We start from the raw sequence: 16,697 nt of genomic DNA, 5'->3' as shown, positions 1-16,697 counted from the left end.
CTCCCCACAAGGGGGAGGGACTAAGCTCAGGCCCCGACTCGCTCCTCCCGAAACGTCGAAAATCTGGAAAGCGGGTGCGGCAAGTTAAGCCCCTCCCCCTTGTGGGGAGGGGTTGGGGCGGGGTCTTTCATCGCAAGCGCGAGAGACCCCGGAACCTCCCAGCCTTATTGCGGCTTCCCATTCTTCCAGACAACGCTCTGCCCATAGAGCGGAATGGTCGAGATCGACATCTTCGCCGAACCGTCGGTCAGTTCGCGCGAATGGGCGAGATAGATCAGCGTGTCGTTGGTCTTGTCGTAGATGCGGTTGACGACCAACGTCTTCCAGATCAGCGACATGCCCTGGCGGAACACCTCGCTGCCATCCTTGGACAGGTCGATATTGCCGATCTCGATCGGCCCCGTCTGCCGGCAGGCAATGGAATTGTTGGACGGATCCTCGAACCAGTTGCCGTTCTTGAACCGGTCGATCAGGCTGCGGTCGAAATAGGTGACGTGGCAGGTAACGCCTTTGACCTCGGGGTCGGAGACCGCCTCGACGATGATGTCGTTGCCGATCCAGTCGACTCCGACCTTGCCGACGACTTCGGCCGAGGCAGCACCTGTAGAAAGGGCGGCGAAAGAGAAGGCGGCGAGGAGAAGATTGCGCAGTCTGGACATGGCGGCTCCCTGAATAATCCGCTTTCTAGATAAGCATGCACCCATGCTTTGCAAGAAAAGGGCGTTTGCAGAAAGGGATCAGCCTTTTCGGCAGGTGCAGGGCTCGTAGGCCCGCGCCGTCAGCCGACCTGGCTTCATGCCGATCAACGACGGTATGGCGTGGACGGCATGTGCCTTGACGGCCCTTGCCATCTCGATCGCCGCCGCTGCGCAGACGGCGGCATCTTCGGCGGCGTTGTGGTGCACGAAACGCAGGCCGAGATGCTCGGCGATCAGGTTCAGCCGGTGCGAGAGGAAATGCGGCCAAATCCGCTGCGCCATCTTCAGGCTGCAGAGATAGGTAAGCTCCGGATAGGATTGCCGGTAGAGATCGAGGCTGGCCCGCCAGACGCTGAAATCGAAGGCGGCATTGTGCGCGATCATCGTCGCGCCACGAAAATCCTCCTCAAACTCATCCATTACCTCGGGAAACTCGGGAGCGTCCTCGACATGCTCCGGCCGGATGCCATGGATCGCGATGTTCATGCCTGAAAAGCGCATGTCCCGCGGCCGGATCAGCCGCTCCTCGACGCGCGTCACCCTGCCGTCCTCGATCCAGGCAAGGCCGACGGAACAGGCGCTGCCGCGCTGCTCGTTCGCCGTCTCGAAGTCAATCGCGATGGTCTTCAAATCAGCAACCCGAATCGTTTCGTCGGGAACAGGAATACCGCCCCGCTTCTTGCCGCGCAAATTCGACACGACGCACGGTTGACTTTTTAACCCGCATATCGAAATTTGTTGCCATGATCGGTTCCGTGACCATGGCAGCGCTTATTCATCACACCACGACCCTTGAAGGGTACGCGGGAACGATGGTGCGTTAGCAGCGATCCGATCATCCCGAAAACCCTGCCGAGGCGAGCAGGGTTTTCGTAAAGCCGGCTCTCCTCCTGAAACAAACGGAGAGCATGAATGTCCGAAAACGAAGAGAATGAACCTCGCGGCCGAGCGCGCCTGCCAGATGGCGTCCTCGTGCGCGCCGTCCGCCTGTCCGATGCGGAGGAGATCACCGATCTCATAAATCTGCCGGGCTACCGGGCCGGCACCTTGCGGCCGCCATACCAGAGGGTCGAGGAAGTTCGCAAGCACATGGAAAACCCGTCGCCGGGAGCACTCAACCTCGTCGTCACCCAGGACGGCAGGATCGTCGGCAATGGCGGCCTCAACCGTCTTTCCGGCCGCAGGCAGCACGTCGCCAGCATCGGCATGGGCGTGCATGACGATTTCACCGGCCGCGGCTTCGGGCGAATCCTGCTCGGCGCTTTTGTCGACGCAGCCGACGACTGGCTTGATATCAAACGGCTGGAACTGACCGTCTACATCGACAACGACGTGGCCATCGGCCTCTACCGGAAATTCGGCTTCAAACAGGAAGGCCTACTGAAGGCCTTCGGCTTTCGATCCGGCGAGTATGTCGACGCCTATACGATGGCGCGGCTCAGGCTATGAACAAACGGGGCTGACGGCTTGCCGTCAGTCCCCTCACCCGCTGATCAGTGCCAGCCATTCGTCCTCGTCCATCGTCTGCACGCCGAGTTCGCGCGCCTTGTCGAGCTTGGAGCCGGCGCCGGGGCCGGCGACGACGATGTCGGTCTTCTTCGAGACCGATCCCGCCACCTTGGCGCCAAGACTTTCCGCCCTCGCCTTTGCCTCGTCGCGGGTAAATTTTTCCAGCGAGCCGGTGAAAACCACGGTCTTACCGGCAACCGGGCTGCCTGCCGTCTTCGGTTGTTCGGCCTCCTCGGGCGTCACCTCCTCAAGCAGTCGGGTGATCACCTCGACATTGCGCGGCTCCTTGTAGAATTCGACGATGGCCCGCGCCACAACTTCGCCGATACCCTCGATGGCGTTGAGATCGTTCCAGGCGTCGCCGGCAAGCGCCTCGGCCTCGCGCATTGCGGTTTCAAAAGCCGCATAGGTGCCGTAAGAACGCGCCAAGAGCTTCGCCGTGGTCTCGCCGACATGACGGATGCCGAGCGCGTAAATGAAGCGGTGGAGCGCAATGCTGCGCCGCTCGGTGATCGCCGCATAGAGCTTGCCGACGCTGACCTTGCCGAAGCCGTCAATATTCTCCAGCTTGGTCAGCGATTGCTGCTGACGCTTCTCCAGCGTGAAGATATCCGGCGCGGTGCGGATCTGCAGCGACGCGTCCTCGTTTTCGAAGAAGAAATCGATCTGCTTCGAACCGAGCCCTTCGATATCGAAGGCGTTTCGCGAAACGAAATGCTTCAGATGCTCCGTCGCCTGTGCCCTGCAAATGAAGCCGCCGGTGCAGCGGGTGACCGAATCGAGTTTGCCGGTCTTCTCATGTCTTTCACGCACGGCATGCGAACCGCAGACCGGGCAGGTCTTCGGAAATTCATAGGGCCTGGCCCCGGCCGGCCGCTTCTCCATGACGACGTCGAGCACCTGCGGGATCACATCACCTGCCCGCTGTACGATGACGGTATCGCCGATGCGGATATCGTGCTCGTCGTCGCGGATGCGCTCGCCGCTATTGCCGATGCCCCGGATGTAATCCGCGTTGTGCAGCGTCGCATTGGTGACGACCACGCCGCCGACGGTGATCGGCGTCAATCGCGCGACGGGTGTCAGGGCGCCGGTGCGGCCGACTTGAATGTCGATATTCTCGACGATCGTGAAAGCCTGCTCCGCCGGAAATTTGTGCGCCGTCGCCCAGCGCGGCGAGCGCGAGCGGAAGCCGAGGCGGGCCTGCAGCTCGAGGCTGTCGACCTTGTAGACGACGCCGTCGATGTCGTAATCGAGATCCGGGCGCTTAAGGCCGATCTCGTCATAATGTGCCAGGATGTCGGCGACCGAGTTCAGCCGTTTCATCAGCGGATTGACAGGAAAACCCCAGTCCTTGAAGGTCTGCACTATCCCAAATTGCGTATCTTCAGGCATCTCCGACATCTCGCCCCAGGCATAGGCGAAGAATTTCAGCTTGCGGCTCGCCGTCACCTTGGCGTCGAGCTGGCGCAGCGACCCGGCCGCGGTGTTGCGCGGATTGACATAGGTCTGCTTGCCTTCCGCCTCCATTTGGCGGTTCAGCGCCAGGAAGTCGCTCTTGGCCATATAGACCTCGCCGCGGATCTCGACGACGGCAGGAACGCCTTTCGGCAGCTCGTTGGGGATTTCGGCGATGGTGCGGATATTGGCGGTGACATTCTCCCCCGTCGTGCCGTCGCCGCGCGTCGCTGCCGTCACCAGCCTGCCGTTCTCGTAACGGATAGACATCGACAGGCCGTCGATCTTCGGTTCCGCAGTAAAGGCGATCGACTGATCCGGCAGACGGCCGAGGAAGCGATAGACGCCGGCGACGAAATCCTGCACATCATCCTGCGAGAAAGTGTTGTCGAGCGACAGCATCGGCCGGGCATGGACGACAGGCGAGAAGGTGACGGAAGGCGCTGCACCGACATGCCGCGACGGGCTGTCCTCGCGGATCAGCTCGGGAAACCGAGCCTCAAGCGCATCATTGCGTCGCTTCAGCGCATCGTAATCGGCATCCGAAATCTCCGGTTGGTCCTTGCCGTGATAGAGCGCATCGTGATGCGCAATCTCCTTTGCCAGCCGTTCGAGCTCAGCAGCAGCCTCTTCGATCGTCAACGTGTCGACGGCGGAACGTTCGGTGGACATGGAACATCACTCCAGAGAATCTGCCCAGAAATCTGGATTGTTTTTAGAGCAAAATTGTCGGATGAAAAGAGAGGCTGCGGTCCTTCGAAAGGAAGATCGGTCTACCCGGCCTATTCCCAATCCCTGGCATTGCGCAGCCGGATGCCGCTGACATGCAGGCTGGTGTTCCAGAGGCCCTTCAACGGCCGCAGGCTATCGACCCCCCGAAGCTCCACCCTGCGCGGCGCAAACTCCTGGTCGAGCCGCGTGATGGCGGTCCTCTCCAGGGGAATGACGCGTCTGCGGGCCACCCACATGCCCGCATCGTCCAGACCCTCGAAGCCCTCGGCCGGCATCTCGTAACGCTGGATCGTCTCCGCTTCGAGCCTTTCCAGCCAATGGCGCTCGACGCAGGCGACGGCCCGCCAGTCGCCGAGCCAGCGCCGCCGTTCGGCCTCCGGCGTATCGGCTGTCGCCCAGAGCAGGATGCGGGGGCAATCGCGCGGAAAGAGATACATGAAATCATGATCGGCATCGATTGCCCAGACGAGCGGACCGTTCAGCCATTCTCGGCCGGGCGCACGGGCAGACGGGACGCGAACCGGGCGTGGCTCGAACGCCGCAATACCGGCATCGTCGCTGAAATGGAAAAGCCGCATGGCATGAGCTCGTCGCCGATCGGGAAGTTTCAGCCCATATCGCGCCGCAGGATGATTGTCATCCCGCCGGCCCGGGCGGGAAGAGCATCGGAAGAAAAATCAGCCGTTGCCGGCCAGCAGCCGCTTTGCCGCCGCCCTCGCCTCTTCGGTGACCGAAGCCCCGGCCAGCATACGGGCGATCTCCTCGGTGCGATCCTTCTGCGCCATCGTCGCGACGCGGGTGGCGATCTTTTCCGAACCGTCGGCCAACGGTCCCTTGGAAATCAAGAGATGCGTCGCCGCCCGCGCCGCGACCTGCGGCGCATGCGTGACCGACAGCACCTGCACCCGCTCCGACAGCCGCTTCAGCCGCTGGCCGATCGCATCGGCCACCGCACCGCCGACGCCGGTATCGATTTCGTCGAAGACGAGCGTCGGGGCCGATCCGCGATCGGCGAGCGCCACTTTCAGCGCCAGCAGGAAACGCGACAGCTCGCCGCCGGAGGCAACCTTCATGATCGAGCCCGGCCGCGTGCCGGGATTGGTCTGGACATGGAACTCGACGACGTCGATGCCTTCGGCGAGCGCCTCGCCCGCATCCGTGGTGATCTCGACCATGAAACGGGCGCGTTCGAGTTTCAGTGCCGGCAGCTCGGCCATGACGGCCCCAGCCAGTGCGGTGCCGGCATGATGGCGCTTGTCTGACAGCGAGCGCGCCGCCGCATCGTAATTTTCCCGCGCCAGGCCGACCTCGGCGTCGAGCCGCGCAAGCCTCTCCTCGCCCGCGTCGAGATCGGCAAGATCGGCAATCATGCGCACGGCAAGCGCCGGCAGTTCGGTGACGGGCACGGAATATTTGCGCGAGGCGGCCCTGAGCGCGAAAAGCCGCTCTTCCACCCGCTCCAGCTCCCTTGGATCGTATTCGGTCTTGCGCAGGGCCGCCTCGACTTCCATCTGCGCGTTGGAAAGCTGGTCCAGCGCGGCATCGAGCAGCGTCACGGTGTCTTCGAGCAGTCCCGGCGCCTCATGGCTCTTGCGCTCCAGCCGGCGCACCAGTGAGGCGATATGGGGCACCGGCGAGGCATTGCCGTTCAGGAATTCGGACGCCTCGGCGATATCGCCGGCGATTCGCTCGGCCTTCATCATCTTCTGCCTGCGATCGGCGAGTTCTTCCTCCTCGCCATCCTGCGGCGAGAGCTTCTCGAGTTCCTCGACGGAAGAGCGCAGGTAGTCGGCTTCGCGCGCCGCACTTTCCACCTTCTCGCGATGCTTCTTCAGTGTCCGCTCGCTGTCGCGCCACAGGCGATAGAGCCGTGAGACCTCCGAAACCTCGTCGGTAAGGCCGGCGAACGCATCGAGGAGAGTGCGGTGGGCATTGGTGTCGACAAGGGCGCGATCGTCGTGCTGCCCGTGGATTTCGACCAGCAGCTGACCAGCCTGGCGCATCAGCTGCACGCTGACCGGCTGGTCGTTGACATAGGCCTTGGTGCGCCCATCCGCCGATTGCTGGCGGCGGAAGATCAGGTCGCCCTCGTCGTCGATGCCGTTTTCGCGCAGGAGGGTGCGGGCGCCGTGTTCCATGCCGACGTCGAACACCGCCGTCACCTGGCCCTTGTCCTCGCCATGACGCACCAAGTCGCCGTCGCCGCGCCCGCCGAGCGCCAGCGACAGGCTGTCGAGCAGGATGGATTTACCCGCCCCGGTCTCGCCCGTCAGCACGGAGAGGCCGGTCTCGAAGGCAAGATCCAGCCGCTCGATCAGGACGATATCGCGGATCGAAAGCTGGATCAGCATTGGCCTCAGGAACCGAGAAGAAGTTTCTTGCCCGCTGCGGCGATCCACGAACCCTTGTTTTCACGCGGCTCGGCACCGCCGCTCTGCAGCAGCTTGTAGGAATCAGCATACCACTGGCTGTCGGGATAATTGTGACCGAGAACGGCAGCGGCTGTCTGCGCCTCGTCGACGATGCCCATGGAGTAATAAGCTTCGACGAGACGCGCTAGGGCCTCTTCGATCTGGTTCGTGTTCGGATATTTCTCGACGACGATGCGGAAGCGCGAGATCGCGGCGAGATATTCCTTCCGCTCCATGTAGTAGCGGCCGATCTGCATTTCCTTGCCGGCGAGCTGGTCGCGTGCGAAGCGGATCTTGGCCTGTGCGTCGTCGACATATTCGGAGTTCGGATAATTGTCGACGACGGCCTGCATCGCTTCGATCGTCTTGGCCGAGGCGCGCTGGTCCTGCGTCACGTCGACGATCTGCTTGGAATAGGTGAGACCGATCAGATACTGCACATAGGCGGCATCCTGGGACTTCGGATACTGCGACATGTAACGGTTGCCGGAAGCAAGCGCATCGTCCAGACGGCCTTGGCGGTATTTGACGAAGGTGCTCATCACAAGCGCCTTGCGCGCCCATTCGGAGAACGGGTTCTCGCGGTCGATCGCGTCGAACTTGCGCCCCGCTTCCGCCATGTTGCCGGCCTTCATATTGGCAAGGCCTTGCGTGTAGAGCACGTCGGGCGGATCGGTTTCGAGGCCGAGCTTGGTGATGTCGATATCGGGGTCCGACTGGCAACCGGAGATCAAGGCGCCTGCGCTGAGCACCAGAAGCGATGCGAACAAAGCACGCGCTGTCTTCATCATACCTTCAGATCCTGCATAACCCATTCGAAAGAACCCCACTGCTGCCGCTCTCTCCACGGCAGCCACGCCTCGCTGGCGTTTCTAGCCACAAATGTGCATCAAGAGCAACGCAATGATAAGGCATTAACGCATTTTTGTGGCAGCAGCCGCAGAAATGACCTGCTTCTCAACTTCTTCCCGACCTGTGGCGGCCAAGCATCGGCCTATTGCCGCAGACGCGCCCGGACATAAAAAAAACCGCCTCCGGGAAAGAGGCGGCCTGGTCTTGAGAATATGCTGGAGGTCATGCCGACCAGGGAGCGAATTCCGAAGCGCTGACTGCGATCAGTTCGCGGGCAGCGACACGCTGGCGCGGCGTCGACGTCTCGACCACCTCGTAGGCGGAGGAATCGGCGAGCAGCGCCTTCAGCGCATTGGCGTTCATCTTGTGACCACCGCGATAAGAACGGTAGCAGCCGATGAACTGGGCGCCGGCAAGCGACAGATCGCCGACGGCGTCGAGCGTCTTGTGGCGGACGAATTCGTCCTTGGCGTAACGCAGTCCTTCGACGTTGATGACGGTGTTGTCGTCCGAAATGACGACGGAATTTTCGAGTGAAGAGCCGAGCGCGTGGCCCGACGCCCAGAGACGTTCGACATCGCGCATGAACCCGAAGGTGCGGGCGCGGGAAAGCTCGGCCTTGAAGACGGCGGCGGTCATGTCGCCGGCCCACTTCTGCCGGCCGATCAGCGGGCAATCGAAATCGATCTCGACTTCGAAGCGCGTGCCGTCATAGGGGCGGAATTCGCTCCAGGAGCCGCCATGCTCGATTCGCACCGGCTTGGTGATGCGGATATAACGGCGCTTGACGCCGAGCGAGACGAGACCGACCTGCTCGATCGCCTCAACGAAGGGCAGCGAGCTGCCATCCATGATCGGCATTTCGGAGCCCTGCACCTCGATCACCACATTGTCGAGGCCGAGCGCATAGACGGCGGCCATGACATGCTCGATCGTCGCAACCGAATGGGCGGGCGAGAAGCCGAGCACGGTGCAGAGGTCGGTGTTACCGACCTGCGAGGAAACGGCCTTGAGTTCGGTGATATCGCCATTGTCATGCAGGCGCTGGAAAACGACGCCGGTGCCCGATTCGGCCGGGTTCAGGGTGATCGAAACGTCAGCGCCCGAATGGACCCCGATGCCCGAAAGCGTCACGGGACGCGATACCGTCGTTTGAAAACCCAGCAAGCCAATCGCCATAAATTCTGCCTTTATTCTTCCGCACCGGCGGTCTGTCCGATCGGCGCGGTCATCATTTATTCTGCAGCCGGAGCCTGTCAAAAGGTCTCCTGGGGCCGTTTCGTTGCACCATACTTACGTGCGCCGGCGCTCCAATCCAAATCACTGTTTCTTTCGCTTTGTTACGAAGTCACGCGATTGAAATCATTTGCGAATCACGGGCGAAAAAACAGCAATGCCCGGGACCTCGATCCCGGGCATGAGAGGCCGAAGCACGGCCTCAGTTTGACTGGCGACGCAGGAATGCCGGGATTTCCAGCTGGTCGTCTTCCTGCATCATCCGGGCCTGCGGAACCGCGCGGCCCTGGTCGTCGAGGTTGCCGCGACGCGGTGCGTAGAGGCTTGCCTCCGGCGACAGCGGACGGCGCTGCTGCGAAGCGGCCGGCGGTGCGGCGGTCATATCGGCGGCAACGGCGTCGTCGTCGCGGCGGCCAAGCGAATTGGTGATTCGCTTGAGCAGCCCCATCGGACCGCGCTCTTCCGCCGCATGCGCGGACGCCGACTGCGTGCGGTGGTTGAGTTCGGCCTGAACGACGGGCGGGAAATCCTCGACCTTCGGCATGCGCATCGGTTCGGGCGCCTGACGGATGGTCGGCTCCTGCCGGACGGGCTGCTGCTGCACCGGCTGCTGCTGGACGGGCTGCTGCTGGACGGGCTGCTGGATCGGCTGGCTCATCACCGGCGCCGGAGCCTGCTGCTGCACCTGAGGACGCATTGCCGGAGCTTCCGGTGCAGGTGCGAAGATCTTGCTCTGCGGACGGAAGGTTTCCTGCTGTGCCGCCGGCTGCTGCAGCGGTGCGGCAGCACGCGGGGCCGGAATTTCGAGCTCGCGTTCCATCTCGGCTTCGCGGATGGTCTGCGCGATCGGATCCATGGCCTTCGGTGCCTGCATGACGGGGGCAGGCTGAACTGCGGCCGCTGCCGGAGCAACAGCCGCGGAGGAACGGATAGCAGGCCTTGCGGTCGGCTGGAAGTTCCGCTCGGCGGCTTCGTTCATCGCCCGATCGATGCCGGTTGCGACGACCGAGACGCGGATGATGCCTTCGAGCGATTCGTCGAAGGTGGCGCCGAGGATGATGTTGGCGTCAGGATCGACTTCCTCGCGGATGCGGGTCGCGGCTTCGTCGACTTCGAAGAGCGTGAGGTCGCGACCGCCGGTAATGGAGATCAGCAACCCTTGAGCGCCCTTCATCGAGGTTTCGTCGAGCAGCGGGTTGGCGATCGCAGCCTCTGCGGCCTGCAGCGCGCGGCCGGAGCCGGAAGCTTCGCCGGTGCCCATCATCGCGCGGCCCATCTCGCGCATCACCGAGCGGACGTCGGCGAAGTCGAGGTTGATGAGGCCTTCCTTGACCATCAGGTCGGTAATGCAGGCAACGCCCGAATAGAGAACCTGGTCAGCCATGGCGAAGGCATCGGCGAACGTCGTCTTGTCGTTGGCAATGCGGAAGAGGTTCTGGTTCGGAATGACGATCAGCGTATCGACAGACTTCTGCAGTTCCTGGATGCCCATCTCGGCCAGGCGCATACGGCGCCCGCCTTCGAAATGGAACGGCTTGGTGACGACGCCGACCGTCAGGATGCCCTTGTTGCGGGCCGCCTGTGCGACAACCGGGGCAGCACCTGTGCCGGTGCCGCCGCCCATGCCGGCGGTGACGAAGCACATATGCGTGCCGTTCAGGTGATCGACGATCTCGTCGATGCACTCCTCGGCGGCCGCGCGGCCAACTTCCGGCTGCGAGCCGGCACCGAGGCCTTCGGTGACGTTGACGCCGAGCTGAATGATGCGCTCGGCCTTCGTCATCGTCAGCGCCTGCGCATCCGTGTTGGCGACGACGAAGTCGACGCCCTGGAGGCCGGCGGTAATCATGTTGTTGACGGCATTGCCGCCACCGCCGCCAACGCCGAACACGGTGATGCGCGGCTTCAGCTCTGTGATGTCGGGCTTTTGCAGCTTGATGGTCATGGTACCTGTTCCTTCTCTCTCTGGCCGCATCGCCACGCCGGCCAATTACGCAATTTCAGAAGCTTTCCTTCAGCCACTGGCCCATGCGGGCTATGCGACTGTTATTTCCCCCAAGCGACATGAGCAGACCGCTCTGTGACGCATGTGTCTCCATGTCCGCTACCTGCGGATAGATCATCAGGCCGACGGCCGTCGAAAAGGCCGGGCCCTTGGCCGCCGTCGGCAGCCCCGAGACGCCCATCGGGCGGCCGATGCGGACGTTGCGGGCAAGAATGCGCCGCGCCACGTCGGCAAGGCCGGTCAGCTGGCTCGCCCCGCCGGTCAGCACGACGCGCTTGCCGACGATCGGGCTGAAACCGGAGCGCTGGATACGGTCGCGGATCAGTTCCATCGTCTCCTCGATACGGGCCGATACGATGCGCGAGACCAGCGCCCGCGGAACCTGCGACGGCTGGTCGCGATCGTCCTCGCCGATCGGCGGGATCGAGATCAACTCGCGCTCGTCGGAGGAATTCGAAAGCGCCGAGGCATGCACGACCTTCAGACGCTCCGCATCCTCGATGCGGGTCGAAAGGCCGCGCGCCAGGTCGGTGGTGACGTGATGGCCGCCGAGGCCGACGGCATCCGTATGGACGAGCTTGCCTTCGGCAAACACCGAGATCGTCGTCGTGCCGCCGCCCATATCGATCGCCGCACAGCCGAGCTCGACCTCGTCGTCGACGAGAGCCGCAAGGCCCGATGCATAGGGCGTAGCAACGATGCCCTCGACCGACAGATGCGCACGATTGACGCTAAGCTCGAGGTTCTTCAGCGCCGAGCGCTCCGCGGTGACGACATGCATGTCGACGCCGAGCGCATCGCCATACATCGCCAGCGGATCGCGGATGCCGCGTTCGCCGTCGAGCGAGAAGCCGGTCGCCAGCGAGTGCAGCACCGAACGGTCCTGGCGCAGCGACTGCTGGCAGGCGGCCGACAGCACCTTCTTCAGATCGTTGAGCTCGACTTCCTGGCCGCCAAGATCGATTGTCGCGGTGTAGATATCGCTGCCGAGACGGCCGGCCGTCAGGTTGACGATCAGGCTTTCGACGGTCAGCCCGGCCATGCGCTCGGCCGCGTCGACCGCAAGGCGGATGACGCCTTCCAACGCGTCGAGATCGGCGATGACGCCGGTCTTGATGCCGCGGGAACGCTGGTGGCCGATGCCGATGATCTCGATATTGTGCGTGCGGCCCGGCAGGATCTGGCTTTCCTCGCGCGGCGTCAGCCGGCCGATCATGCAGACTACCTTGGTCGAACCGATGTCGAGCACCGAAACGACATGTGACCGCTTCGACGAAAGCGGCTTCAGGCGCGGCAATCCGAAATGGGATGAACCGAACAAGCTCATATATTCTGCCCCGCCTTCTTCAATTCTTTCGTACGCTCCGTCACTGCCGTCTGCCTGCGGATCGCCGCCTCCGGCGTCAGCTGGATCGCGGTTCTGTCGGCCAGCCTGAGATCGACTGCGGCAATGTCCCGCTCCAGGAGCTGATGCTCCCTGTCGAACTTCGAAAGCGTCGCCAGTGCCTGGTCGATACCGTCTTCCGGCAGCTTGACGACGACGCCGTTGTCCATATGCAGGTCCCAGCGACGGCCGGATATCCAGACATAGGCCTTCACGCGGGCCTTCACGTCGGGCCACTTCGAGAAGGCTTCGTCGAGCGAAGCCGCCGCCGTTTCGGCATCGCGGCCGACGACGAGCGGCAGCGCCGAAAACTTGTTGTCGCGCAGCGGCGCAATGACGCTGCCGTTCTTCTCGATCAGGGAAAGCTCCTGCCCGTGCTGCCAGATCGCATAGGCCTGACGTTCCTTGAGCTTCACCTCGATCGTCTTCGGATAAATCTTGCGGACCTCGACATTTTCGACCCAGGGAAGATGCGCGATCTTCCTGCGGGCGGCATCGACGTCAAGGGCGACCAGCGAGGTCGTGCCGTCAAGGCCGATCAACTGCAGTATCTCGATTTCGGAGGTCTCCGAATTGCCGGAGACCTTGACGTCCTCGATCGCAAAACCCGCGGCCGTCGTCGTCGCCTGCGCCACGGCTTCCGTGTGGCCGCCGAGCGACATGCCGTAAAGCCCCGTCGCGCCTAAGAAAGCGAGCGCCGAGACCGTGCCCGTATGAACGGGAATGTAGATTCGGCCACTGCAGAGGCTGATCAGGAAGCGCGTGACCCGGCGCAGCGGGCGCGGCAGCACGAACCGCTCTTCGGCTTCCACAATCGGAAGCACGGCATGATGGCTGGGGCGCCCAATCCTCTTGACCGTCAACGCAAACAAGACGCGTCCTCCACCATCCACCGGAGAAACTGACCAAATGAATAGCCGGCATGACCGGCCATTTCGGGCACGAGCGAGGTTGGAGTCATGCCTGGCTGGGTATTGACCTCCAGCCAGATGATTTCGCCGTCTTCGGAGAAACGATCGTCGTAACGAAAGTCGGACCGACTGACGCCGCGACAACCGATTGCCTGATGCGCCCTTAGGGACAATGTTTGTATTTTTTGGTAAATATTCGGTGAAATTTTCGCGGGGATGACGTGTTTTGAACCACCTGCCGCGTACTTGGAGTCGTAATCATAAAAATTGTGTCCCTGCGGCACCACTTCCGTGACACCGAGGGGAGTTTCACCCATGACGCCGCAGGTGAGTTCGCGACCGTAAACATAGCGCTCGACGATCACCTCCTCGCCGTAACGCCATTCAGGCGAGCTGACGATCTGTGGCGGATGCGCCTGATCTTCCGTGACGATGACGACGCCGAAGCTCGACCCTTCGCGGACGGGCTTCACCACATAGGGCGGCTTCATTGGATGCGTCGAGGGAAAGGCGAAACGGTTTACCACCTGCGATTCGGCCACCGGAATGCCGGCGGCGGCGGCAACGAGCTTCGCCTTGTCCTTGTCCATCGCCAGCGCCGAGGCAAGCACGCCCGAATGCGTATAGGGGATTTCGAGATATTCGAGGATGCCCTGAATGGTGCCGTCCTCGCCGAACGGGCCGTGAAGCGCATTGAAGACGACATCGGGCTTCAGCGCGGCGAGTTTCTCGGAAACGTCGCGCGCCACGTCGATGCGCGTCACGTCGAAGCCCTCCGCTTCGAGAGCTTCTGCGCAAGCCTTTCCCGAGGAAAGGCTGACAGGCCTTTCCGAGGAAAATCCGCCCATCAGGACAGCGACATGCTTGCGACTCATCAACACCCCCAAAAAATAACTTCCATTTTCGAAATCGACGCTGGCGCGAAGCTGTCTGCACCGTTTCGGGCCTTTGTCCGACCTGGGTGCAGTAGAGCATCATTATGGTTAATGAAGTGTTTACTTTCGTTAACTTCGTCTTGCCGCGCCCCTGATTTTTTAACCTTCTCTTCTTCGCGATTGCCAGATCGAAGATGTCGCCGATCTGCGAAAATAGAAAAACCCGCACGGAAAACCGCGCGGGCTCAATGGGATAGATTAGTTTCTTGCAATCAGTCGGCGTCGTCGAGGAACTTCCACACAAGCCCGCCGAGCGCCCCACCCGCAACCGGCGCAATCCAGAACAGCCAGAGCTGCTGCAGCGCCCAGCCGCCGACGAAAAGCGCCTGGCCGGTGGAACGCGCCGGATTGACCGAGGTATTCGTCACGGGGATAGAAACGAGATGGATCAGCGTCAGCCCGAGGCCGATCGCAAGCGGCGCGAAGCCCGCAGGCACCCGACTGCTGGTCGACCCCAAGATGATGATCAGGAAAAACATGGTCAGCAGCACTTCGATCAGCAGCGCCGAAAGCAGTGAATAACCGCCCGGGGAATGATCGCCATATCCGTTGGCGGCAAATCCGCCGAGTTCGAAACCCGCCTTGCCGCTGGCGATGAGATAAAGCAGCGCCGCCGCGGCGATGGCGCCGACAACCTGCACGACGATATAGGGAACGAGACGCGCCGCCGGAAACCGTCCGGCAACCGTAAGGCCAAGCGAGACGGCGGGGTTGAAATGACCGCCCGAAATGCCGCCCACGGCATAGGCCATGGTGAGCACGGTCAGACCGAACGCAAAGGCCACGCCAACAAAACCAATTCCAAGCTCGGGATAGGCCGCGGCCAGCACGGCACTGCCGCATCCGCCGAACACCAGCCAGAACGTGCCGAGAAACTCAGCAACTAGACTCTTTTGCATGCTCGCCTCCTTTAACCTCAACCAAGAGTTTAAATGAATCCGTTACAATTTGATTCCGGTCAAGCGCGCGGCCATTGCCGCGGCAAGCTTCACGCAAGGATCGAGAAACGGGTGGAGATGCGGTACGTGCGGCGCGAGGAGACGTTTTCTCAGACCTGAAATTGCGTTAAGACCCGCCAAGCCTCCCAAGGCGACTCATAAAAATATTGATTGGAATGAAAATGACTGACGCGGTCTCCGCATCGCCGACTCCTGTCTCGAACAGCACGCAAGTCAATTCTCCGGCTCGCGTCCTCATCGCCAGCCTTGTCGGCACCACCATCGAATTCTTCGACTTCTACGTCTACGCGACGGCAGCCGTCCTCGTCTTCCCGCATCTCTTCTTCCCGGCAAGCGATACGAACGCCGCAACGCTGCAGTCGCTGGTCACCTTCTCGATCGCCTTTTTCGCCCGCCCCATCGGCGCCGTGATTTTCGGTCATTTCGGCGACCGCATCGGCCGCAAGGCGACGCTCGTCGCCGCGCTGATGACGATGGGGCTTTCGACCGTGCTGATCGGCATGCTGCCCGGCTATGATGCGATCGGCATCGCAGCACCCTTGTTGCTGGCGCTTTGCCGCTTCGGTCAGGGCCTCGGCCTCGGCGGCGAATGGGGTGGCGCCGTCCTGCTTGCCACCGAAAACGCTCCTCCCGGCAAGCGCAGCTGGTACGCAATGTTTCCGCAGCTCGGCGCACCGATCGGCTTCATCCTCTCCTCCGGCTTCTTCCTCATCCTGACGGAAACGATGAGCAACGAGGATTTCCTAGACTACGGATGGCGCATTCCCTTCATCGCCAGCCTCGCCCTCGTCGCCGTCGGCCTCTATGTCCGCCTGAAGATTGCCGAGACGCCGGAATTCCGCAAAGCCGTCGAAAAGCACGAACGCGTCGCTGTGCCGATCGAGGTCGTCTTCCGTAACCATCTGCGCAGCCTGATCCTCGGCACCTTCATCGCCGTCGCGACCTTCGTGCTGTTCTACCTGATGACGGTCTTCACGCTCTCCTGGGGTACGACACCTCTGGAAAAGGGTGGGCTCGGTTACTCCCGCGAGCAGTTCCTGGTCGTCCAGCTTGTCGGCGTCGTCTTCTTCGGCCTGACGATCCCGCTCTCCGGCTGGCTCTCCGATCTCTATTCGCGCCGCATCATCCTGACGCTGACGACGATTGCCATCACCATCTTCGGCTTCTTCTACGCGACGCTGTTGACAAGCGGTCTCACAGGCGCCTTCCTGTGCTCGATCATCGGCCTCGCCTTGATGGGCTTCACCTATGGTCCGATCGGCGCTGCCCTTGCCGCCCCCTTTCCGACCACGGTGCGCTATACCGGCGCCTCGATGACCTTCAACCTCGGCGGCATCTTCGGCGCTTCGCTCGCCCCTTATATCGCAACCTGGCTCGCCACCCATTATAGTCTGGACTATGTCGGCTACTACCTCGCCGCCTCGGCAGTGATCTCGCTGGTCTGCATCCGGCTGTCGGGCCGCGAGGAAGTCTGAGCCATCTGCCGTGCAAGCAAAAAAAGGCCGCGACACTCGTCGCGGCTTCAGACGGCTATCCAGCGTGCTTTGTGCGTTTATAGCCTGGTAATCGCGAGGAAGATCATACGGCGGATCTCTGCGTGGCTGGCA

Annotated in this window: 14 protein-coding genes; 2 read left to right on the top strand and 12 right to left on the bottom strand. The window is 62.2% G+C overall.

Going from position 1 to position 16,697, the window contains the following annotated elements; all coding sequences use genetic code 11:
* Nucleotides 1-164: 164 nt before the first annotated feature.
* Both GFM02_RS29060 and GFM02_RS29055 read right to left on the bottom strand, forming a co-directional pair.
* Nucleotides 165-659 (bottom strand): CreA family protein, encoded by a 495-nt coding sequence (locus GFM02_RS29060; RefSeq protein WP_168323551.1) that lies wholly within the window; start codon nt 657-659, stop codon nt 165-167.
* 78 nt (nt 660-737) lie between these two features.
* Nucleotides 738-1,328, bottom strand: coding sequence for a 3'-5' exonuclease (locus GFM02_RS29055; protein WP_027664272.1), 591 nt, complete (start codon nt 1,326-1,328; stop codon nt 738-740).
* A 282-nt stretch (nt 1,329-1,610) separates the two neighbouring features.
* Between GFM02_RS29055 and GFM02_RS29050 the strand changes: the two genes are divergently transcribed.
* A complete protein-coding gene (locus GFM02_RS29050; protein WP_168323550.1) occupies nt 1,611-2,147 on the top strand; it encodes a GNAT family N-acetyltransferase in 537 nt (178 codons plus the stop codon).
* Nucleotides 2,148-2,180: 33 nt separating this feature from the next.
* On the opposite strand, the gene ligA is transcribed toward GFM02_RS29050, so the two are convergent.
* The 10 genes from ligA to aqpZ form a co-directional block, all read right to left on the bottom strand.
* On the bottom strand, nt 2,181-4,337 hold the full coding sequence (gene ligA, locus GFM02_RS29045) for an NAD-dependent DNA ligase LigA (RefSeq protein ID WP_168323549.1): 2,157 nt from the start codon (nt 4,335-4,337) through the stop codon (nt 2,181-2,183).
* Nucleotides 4,338-4,447: 110 nt separating this feature from the next.
* A complete protein-coding gene (locus tag GFM02_RS29040) occupies nt 4,448-4,975 on the bottom strand; it encodes a DUF6886 family protein (protein ID WP_168323548.1) in 528 nt (175 codons plus the stop codon).
* Nucleotides 4,976-5,074: 99 nt separating this feature from the next.
* Nucleotides 5,075-6,748, bottom strand: coding sequence for a DNA repair protein RecN (gene recN, locus GFM02_RS29035; RefSeq protein ID WP_168323547.1), 1,674 nt, complete (start codon nt 6,746-6,748; stop codon nt 5,075-5,077).
* A 5-nt stretch (nt 6,749-6,753) separates the two neighbouring features.
* Nucleotides 6,754-7,623, bottom strand: coding sequence for an outer membrane protein assembly factor BamD (locus GFM02_RS29030; RefSeq protein ID WP_020050822.1), 870 nt, complete (start codon nt 7,621-7,623; stop codon nt 6,754-6,756).
* Nucleotides 7,624-7,882: 259 nt separating this feature from the next.
* Nucleotides 7,883-8,839: a UDP-3-O-acyl-N-acetylglucosamine deacetylase gene (gene lpxC / locus GFM02_RS29025; protein WP_011652789.1), complete on the bottom strand. Its 957-nt coding sequence runs from the start codon at nt 8,837-8,839 to the stop codon at nt 7,883-7,885.
* A 259-nt stretch (nt 8,840-9,098) separates the two neighbouring features.
* On the bottom strand, nt 9,099-10,841 hold the full coding sequence (gene ftsZ, locus GFM02_RS29020; protein WP_168323546.1) for a cell division protein FtsZ: 1,743 nt from the start codon (nt 10,839-10,841) through the stop codon (nt 9,099-9,101).
* 55 nt (nt 10,842-10,896) lie between these two features.
* The gene (gene ftsA / locus GFM02_RS29015) at nt 10,897-12,228 is read right to left on the bottom strand and encodes a cell division protein FtsA (protein ID WP_003561012.1); all 1,332 of its coding nucleotides are present in this window, start codon (nt 12,226-12,228) and stop codon (nt 10,897-10,899) included.
* Nucleotides 12,225-13,157 (bottom strand): cell division protein FtsQ/DivIB, encoded by a 933-nt coding sequence (locus tag GFM02_RS29010; RefSeq protein ID WP_131628500.1) that lies wholly within the window; start codon nt 13,155-13,157, stop codon nt 12,225-12,227. The genes ftsA and GFM02_RS29010 overlap by 4 nt, the downstream gene beginning before the upstream one ends.
* The gene (locus tag GFM02_RS29005) at nt 13,145-14,071 is read right to left on the bottom strand and encodes a D-alanine--D-alanine ligase (protein WP_017961294.1); all 927 of its coding nucleotides are present in this window, start codon (nt 14,069-14,071) and stop codon (nt 13,145-13,147) included. The genes GFM02_RS29010 and GFM02_RS29005 overlap by 13 nt, the downstream gene beginning before the upstream one ends.
* Nucleotides 14,072-14,343: 272 nt before the next feature.
* A complete protein-coding gene (gene aqpZ, locus GFM02_RS29000) occupies nt 14,344-15,051 on the bottom strand; it encodes an aquaporin Z (RefSeq protein WP_338135217.1) in 708 nt (235 codons plus the stop codon).
* Nucleotides 15,052-15,251: 200 nt separating this feature from the next.
* On the opposite strand from aqpZ, the gene GFM02_RS28995 reads away from it, so the two are divergent.
* Nucleotides 15,252-16,565: an MFS transporter gene (locus GFM02_RS28995; RefSeq protein WP_131666284.1), complete on the top strand. Its 1,314-nt coding sequence runs from the start codon at nt 15,252-15,254 to the stop codon at nt 16,563-16,565.
* The last annotated feature ends 132 nt before the right edge of the window (nt 16,566-16,697 follow it).

The organism is Rhizobium leguminosarum bv. viciae, assembly GCF_012276115.1.
Taxonomy (GTDB): Bacteria; Pseudomonadota; Alphaproteobacteria; order Rhizobiales; family Rhizobiaceae; genus Rhizobium; species Rhizobium leguminosarum_T.
Note: the sequence above shows the minus strand (reverse complement) of the source record. Positions and strands in the feature narration are given on the sequence as shown.